This is a genomic window from Paraplanobispora takensis (assembly GCF_016863195.1).
GTDB lineage: Bacteria > Actinomycetota > Actinomycetes > Streptosporangiales > Streptosporangiaceae > Planobispora > Planobispora takensis.
In genome coordinates this window covers 1-6,020 of sequence record NZ_BOOK01000075.1, presented here as the reverse complement: position 1 = coordinate 6,020, position 6,020 = coordinate 1, and the positions used below count along the sequence as shown (strand labels likewise).

The 6,020-nt window shown below is 71.1% G+C and carries 5 protein-coding genes; 1 reads left to right on the top strand and 4 read right to left on the bottom strand.

From position 1 onward, the window contains the following. The 3 genes from Pta02_RS38075 to Pta02_RS38065 form a co-directional block, all read right to left on the bottom strand. A partial coding sequence (locus Pta02_RS38075; RefSeq protein WP_203879894.1) for an FG-GAP repeat domain-containing protein occupies window positions 1–701 on the bottom strand: 701 nt, incomplete at its 3' end. 147 nt (window positions 702–848) lie between these two features. Then, window positions 849–1,454, bottom strand: coding sequence for a hypothetical protein (locus Pta02_RS38070; RefSeq protein ID WP_203879893.1), 606 nt, complete (start codon window positions 1,452–1,454; stop codon window positions 849–851). 191 nt (window positions 1,455–1,645) lie between these two features. Beyond that, entirely contained in the window at window positions 1,646–2,650 is a 1,005-nt protein-coding gene (locus Pta02_RS38065; protein WP_203879892.1) for a hypothetical protein, read from the bottom strand. Between the two features lie 169 nt (window positions 2,651–2,819). Between Pta02_RS38065 and Pta02_RS38060 the strand changes: the two genes are divergently transcribed. Beyond that, window positions 2,820–3,545, top strand: a complete 726-nt coding sequence (locus Pta02_RS38060) for a dienelactone hydrolase family protein (protein ID WP_203879891.1) — start codon at window positions 2,820–2,822, stop codon at window positions 3,543–3,545. Between the two features lie 26 nt (window positions 3,546–3,571). Here the strand turns inward: Pta02_RS38060 and helR are convergent, their stop codons facing one another. Continuing rightward, window positions 3,572–5,719: an RNA polymerase recycling motor ATPase HelR gene (gene helR / locus Pta02_RS38055; RefSeq protein ID WP_203879890.1), complete on the bottom strand. Its 2,148-nt coding sequence runs from the start codon at window positions 5,717–5,719 to the stop codon at window positions 3,572–3,574. Window positions 5,720–6,020 lie beyond the last annotated feature (301 nt).

The window sequence follows — 6,020 nt, the reverse complement described above, 5'->3', positions numbered from 1 at the left end:
CCGCCCGCCATGCCGTCGAGGGTGAAGGCCAGATCGACGTGGCCGTCGGCGTCGAAGTCACCGGTCACGACCGCCTTGGCGCTGGCCGAGGCCTGGTTGAGGGCCGGCTGGAAGGTGCCGTCGCCGTTGCCGGCCATGACCCACAGGCCGGTGGAGTGCGCCGCGACGGCCAGGTCGGCGCGGCCGTCGCCGTCGAAGTCGGCGGCGGCGACCTCGTCGACGGGCGTGCCGCTCAGCGAGATGGAGGTGGGCGTCTGGAAGGTGCCGTCGCCGTTGCCCAGCAGGGTGTAGAGGTGGGAGTCGTACCCGCCGGTCACGGCCAGGTCGAGGTGGCCGTCGGAGTCGAGGTCGTGCACGGCGATGTCCCACGGATACTGCGCGACGGTGGTGCTGACGGCCGGCTGGAAGGTGCCGTCGCCGTTGCCGGGAAGGACCGAGACGGAGTTGCCGTTGTGGTCGGCGGTGACGACGTCGGTGTGGCCGTCCTCGTCGAGGTCGGCCGTGGCCAGGGACTGGGGGCCGGTTCCGACGGTGTAGTTGACAGGGGAGGCGAAGTCCACCTGGCACGAGGCGGGACCGGTGGCCTGGGCGGGAATGGCGGCTCCCGCCAGCGCACCGGTGCTGAGCACGACCGCGGCGAGCAGGGAGACCGTACGGCGCCGACCGGCCGTACCGGACGACGCGCGCTTGGACGAATGCAAGGGAGAGCTCCTCCATGAGCCGGTGATGCCCGGCGTGCGGCCTGCCGAGGCCGTGAGGTGCACGCCGAGCCTGATGACTTCTCATCGGCAGGTGGAGGCGATATATGAGCCCTTCTCACACGTTCGGGTGCCTGTCGCCGGTGCCGTTCAGCCGCTCAGGAGCAGCAGCAGTTCACCCTTGGGGGCGGAGCTGGCGGGCTGTCCGTGAACGGGCGCGCCGGCTATCTCCTTGGCCTGGTTGTAGCCGCTCAGTTCCGCCAGCTGGTCGGCTTCCCTGCTGGCCAGGGCGGTGCCGTAGGACACCTGCAGGAAGGGGTGGCGCCAGCCGATCTGCGATTTGCCGTCGGGGCCGTCGGCGTTGGCGTTGTTGACGCCGTAGGCCTTGAGGGTGGCCTTGCAGAACTTGCAGTTCGGCGAGGTGCACTTGATGAAGTTCACATTCGACGCGCCGCAGGCGGCGAGGATGCACATCTCGGCGTGGTTGCTGACCGGTCCGTCCAGTGTGGCGAACGCCTTGGCCGCGTAGATCTTGCGACCGACGTGCATGGAGTTCTCACGGATGTAGGCCAGGATCCTCCCGGTCGCCGCCGCCTTCTCGGTGATCCCGCCGACCTTGGAGATGACCAGGTCGTTGCCCTGGTAGACGGCGACGGTGAAGTTGTTGTTCGCGCTGAAGTCCTGCTCGGAGATCCAGCCGACCAGATCCTCGGCCGCCTTGGCCGGGTCCATCCATACCGCCGTGCTGTGGGACATGGCACGTCACATCCTCGGGTCGGGCGATCGCTCGCGTTCCACCGGAAATTCGCGCCTGCCCCAGCCAACCTCCCTGCGGCCCGTCCGGCCACTGGCCGCGACGTCAGGTGTCGGTGCTCACCCCGCCCACCGACCTGTGAGGGCCTGACGGGGTACGGCCGGGCCGTACCCCGCCCGAGGTCCGCCGTCGGTCAGCCGGCGCAGGGGATGCGGAAGCCCCGGCTCCGGGAGACGGTGACGCCGTCGGTGCCGAGCACCTCCAGGCGCCACTCGGTCGACTCGCCCCCGGCGTACCCGGTCGTGGTGACGGTCTTCCTGCCCGGGACGCCGTCCGCGGTGAAGGACAGCGTCTTCCAGGGCTCACGGACCCAGTCGCCGTCGAGGTCGCTCTTGCGGGACCAGGCGTAGGAGATCTCCGCGATCGCGTCGCTCTCCACGTATCCGGTGAGCGAGAACTTGAAGGGCGTCCCGGTGGTGCAACTGCCGGAGACCCGGGTCAGCGCGGTGAACTCGGGGGTCACGCAGGTCGTCCGGTAGGTCACGGCGCGCCGGACCGGGGAGGGGCTGACGATGTTCACCTCGGCCACTCCGTAACCGTACGGGTTGTTGAGGGCCAGGCGCTGGAACGGGGCGCTCACGGTCTTGCTGCCGGGCTCGGTGAAGACGACCTCCCGTTCGGCCTCGAGACCGGGCAGCGGCTGCCCATTGCCGTCCGTCCAGCGGTAGCGGACGGTCCGCGCGACCGGCGAGTCGATCTGCGCGCTGATGGTGTGCGTCACGTCGGAGCCGCACCGGCCGACGTACTCGACGGGCTGAATCTGAGTGGTCTGCGGGACGGCGTCGGTGCAGGAATGGCTGTAGGTGAACGTCGCGTGAGCCGCGTTGGCGCCCCTTACCGACAGGACCGCCGTGTGCGGGCCGGGGAAGCTGCCGACGTACTGGTAGGCGGTGGTCTGCACCGTCTTGGTGCCCGCCTCGGTGAAGGTGAGCTGGCCTCGCTCCCCGCTCCCGGGTGACCAGAGGTAGGAGACGGTGCCGGGGCCCTTGGCGGTGATGGCGGCCGTGAGGACGAACCTCACCTCCGGCGCGCAGAGCCCGTGGTAGACGGGCGGTTCCACCCCCACCGGCGCTACCGAGACCTCCACGGCCTCCTCGGCGTGGACCGCGGGAATCGGCCCGCTCAGCAGTAACGCCACTGCCCCGATGAGAACAAACCAAAGGCGCATCTCTCGTCCTTTCAGGAAGAAACGAGATCATGGTGGGGACGCGCGGTTGTCGCGCGGTTGGAAACGACTTGGAGGCCTCGGAGATCAGCGGGGCTGCACGGCTTGGACAACACCCGTGTCCCCGGGCACCCTATGTCCCATGTGCCATTCCACCGACAGCCGGCCGCCCGCGCCTCCGGTCCGCGGGGAGGTCGCCTCCCACCGGCAGATCGAGCTGAGCGCCGCCGACGGCAACCGCCTGCTCGCCTACCGGGCCGAGCCCGCCGAGCCGAACGGGCGCGGCATGGTGATCCTGCCGGACGTACGCGGGCTGCACCCGTACTACCGGGACCTGGCCGTCAGGTTCGCCGAGGCCGGGTTCCGGACGATCGCGATCGACTACTTCGGCCGGACGGAGGGGCTGGGCGGGCGCGGCGACGACTTCGACTTCATGACGCACGTCAAGCAGGTCACCACCGATGGCGTGCGGGCCGATGTGAAGGCGGCCACCGACTCGCTTTCGGCCCACGGCCCGGTGTTCACGGTGGGCTTCTGCATGGGCGGCGCGCATTCGTGGCGCCAGGCCGCCGAGGGCAACGGCCTGGCGGGCGGCATCGGCTTCTACGGGGCGCTGCGCGCGATCGAGCCGCCGGCGACCGGGCCGGGCGCCCCGCTGCTCCTGCTGCGCGCCGGCGCCGACACGGTCTCGACGCCGGAGGACTTCGCCGCCTACGAGGCCGCGCTCGAAGAGGTCGGCACCCCGTACGAGAGCCACGTGTACGAGGGCGCCCCGCACTCGTTCTTCGACCGCTCGTACGCGCAGTGGGCCGAGGCCTGCCGGGACGCCTGGCAGCGCATGCTGTCCTTCACCGAGCGCCACGCATGACCACCGAGCGCCACGCATGACCGCCGTCACGGACCGGTCAGGATGACCAGCCGCTGGGTCGCCCGGGTCATCGCGACATAGCGGTCGACCGCTCCCTCGATGCCCTGGCCGAAGGTCTCGGGGTCGATGAGGACGACCAGGTCGAACTCCAGCCCCTTGGCCAGCTCCGGGGTCAGCGACCGGACGCGCGAGGTCGAGGGGAAGGCGGGATGGCCGATGACACAGGCGATCCCGTCGGCGTGCTCGGCGAGCCAGGCCTGCAGGAGCGTCTCCAGCTCCGAAACGGAGCCGTGCAGGACGGGCACGCCGCTGCTGCGGATGGAGGTCGGCACGTTGGCGTCCGGGAGCGCGGCCCGGATGACCGGCTCGGCCTCCGTCATGACCTCTTCGGGGGTGCGGTAGTTGATGCTCAGGGAGGCCAGGGTGATCCGGTCGAGCCCGATCCGCTCCAGCCGTTCCCGCCACGACTCGGTGAACCCGTGCCTGGCCTGCGCGCGGTCCCCGACGACGGTGAAGCTGCGCGACGGGCAGCGCAGCAGCAGCATCTGCCACTGCGCGTCGGTGAGCTCCTGCGCCTCGTCCACGACGATGTGCGCGAACGGGCCGGCGAGCACGTCCGGGTCGGCGGTGGGCAGCTCGGACTCGTCGACCAGGTTCCGCTGCAGGTCGGCTCGGCGCAGCTGGGTCACCAGGCCTTCGCCGTCGTCGTCGGCCTCGATCAGGTTGTCGATGACCTGCGCCATGCGTTCGCGCTGGTCCGCCAGAGCGGCCTGCTGCCGGCGTCTGCGCCGCGACGCCTGCGGGTCGCCGAGCCGCTGCCGCGCCGCGTCCAGCAGCGGCAGGTCGGAGACCGTCCAGGCCTGGGCCTCCTCGCGCTGCAGCCTCCGGATCTCCTGAGGGCTGAGCCAGGGGGCGCACATCCGCAGGTAGGCCGGTACCGACCACAGGTCACCGACGAGGTCGGCCGCCTCGATCAGCGGCCAGGCGCGGTTGAAGGTCGTCAGCAGTTCCCTGTTGTGCAGCAGCGACCTGCGCAGCAGGTGCTCGGGGGCGTCGCCGTCGTGCTTGTCCACCAGGATCGTGAGCAGTTCCTCCCAGATCCGGTCGCGTGCCTCGTTGTGCGCGATGCCGGGTTCGGCCGCCTGGAACGCCTCGGCCCAGTCCTCGGCGCCCAGCCGGATGTCGGACCAGTGCGTCGTGACGGTCATCCCCTCGGCGGGCGGGTTCTCATAGAACCTGACGGCCGGCTCGATCGCCTTGACCATGTCCGCCGACGACTTCAGGCGGGCCACCTCCGGGTCGGGCTCGATCACGGCCGCGGCTCCCTCGGGCACCAGGTCGCGCAGGGTGCAGGTCTGCACGCCTTCCTCGCCGAGGCTGGGCAGGACGTCGGCGACGTAGGCCAGGTACGGCTGGTGCGGTCCGACGAACAGCACGCCGCCGCGGTGGTGGCCGAGCCGGGGGTCGGAGTACAGCAGGTAGGCCGAGCGGTGCAGGGCGACGACGGTCTTGCCCGTGCCCGGACCGCCGTCGACGACGAGAGCGTCGCGGGAGCCCGCGCGGATGATGGCGTCCTGGTCGGCCTGGATGGTGCCCAGCACGTCGCGCATCCGGCCCGAGCGGCTGCCGCCCAGGCTGGCGATGAAGGCGGACTGGTCGTCGAGCGCGGCGTGCCCTTCCAGTCCCTCCGGTGTGAACACCTCCTCCCAGTAGTCGCTGATCCGGCCGCGGGTCCAGCGATACCTGCGGCGGCTGGCCAGCCCCATCGGGTTGGCGTGGGTGGCGCCGAAGAACGGCTCGGCGGCCGGGGAGCGCCAGTCGAGCAGCAGCCGGCGGCCCCGGCTGTCGGTGAGGCCGAGGCGTCCGACGTACACGGGCTCGGCGTCGTCGGCGCCGACCATGCGGCCCAGGCACAGGTCCAGGCCGAAGCGGCGCAGGGCGCGCAGGCGGGCGGTCAGCCGGTGGACCTCCAGGTCCCGCTCCAGCGCCGCCTGGCCCCGGCCGCCGGGCGCCCTGCGTTCGGCGTCGAGACGGTCGGACAACTCGGCGATCGTCTGCCGGAGGCTGTCGGCGACGGCGGCGAAATGCCGCTCGTCACCGGCGATCAGCGCCGGGTCGGCCTTGGGGGCCAGATGGCCCGGAAGGTCGAACGCGCTGGTGGTCAAAGGATTCACGTCATCGGCTCCGATCTCGGATATGTGAGGCACCGCCCGGCGGTCCCGCGTGGTCGCGGGGCGGTCCCCGCGGGGGCCGGCGGCTTGCGGCTGATCACGCCGATCTCCGTGCGGCCCGTGCGCCGTCGCAGGCGCACGCACGCCGCTTCCCCGTTTCCGCAGGCAGTGGCCTCGGCTGACGATTGTGCGGCACGACCCGGGTCTTGCCGCAAGCCCCCCGGTGCGCTATAGGTTGATAGTGGAAAGGAGTGGACGGCTCCCCTTTCCCCTTCCCTTCTCCTTTTGTGAAGCGGCGCGCCAT

Bases quoted from the DNA above. Each gene is read 5' to 3' on its own strand.
- Pta02_RS38070 (WP_203879893.1), bottom strand. From the start codon at position 1,454: ATGTCCCACAGCACGGCGGTATGGATGGACCCGGCCAAGGCGGCCGAG.
- Pta02_RS38060 (WP_203879891.1), top strand. From the start codon at position 2,820: ATGTGCCATTCCACCGACAGCCGGCCGCCCGCGCCTCCGGTCCGCGGG.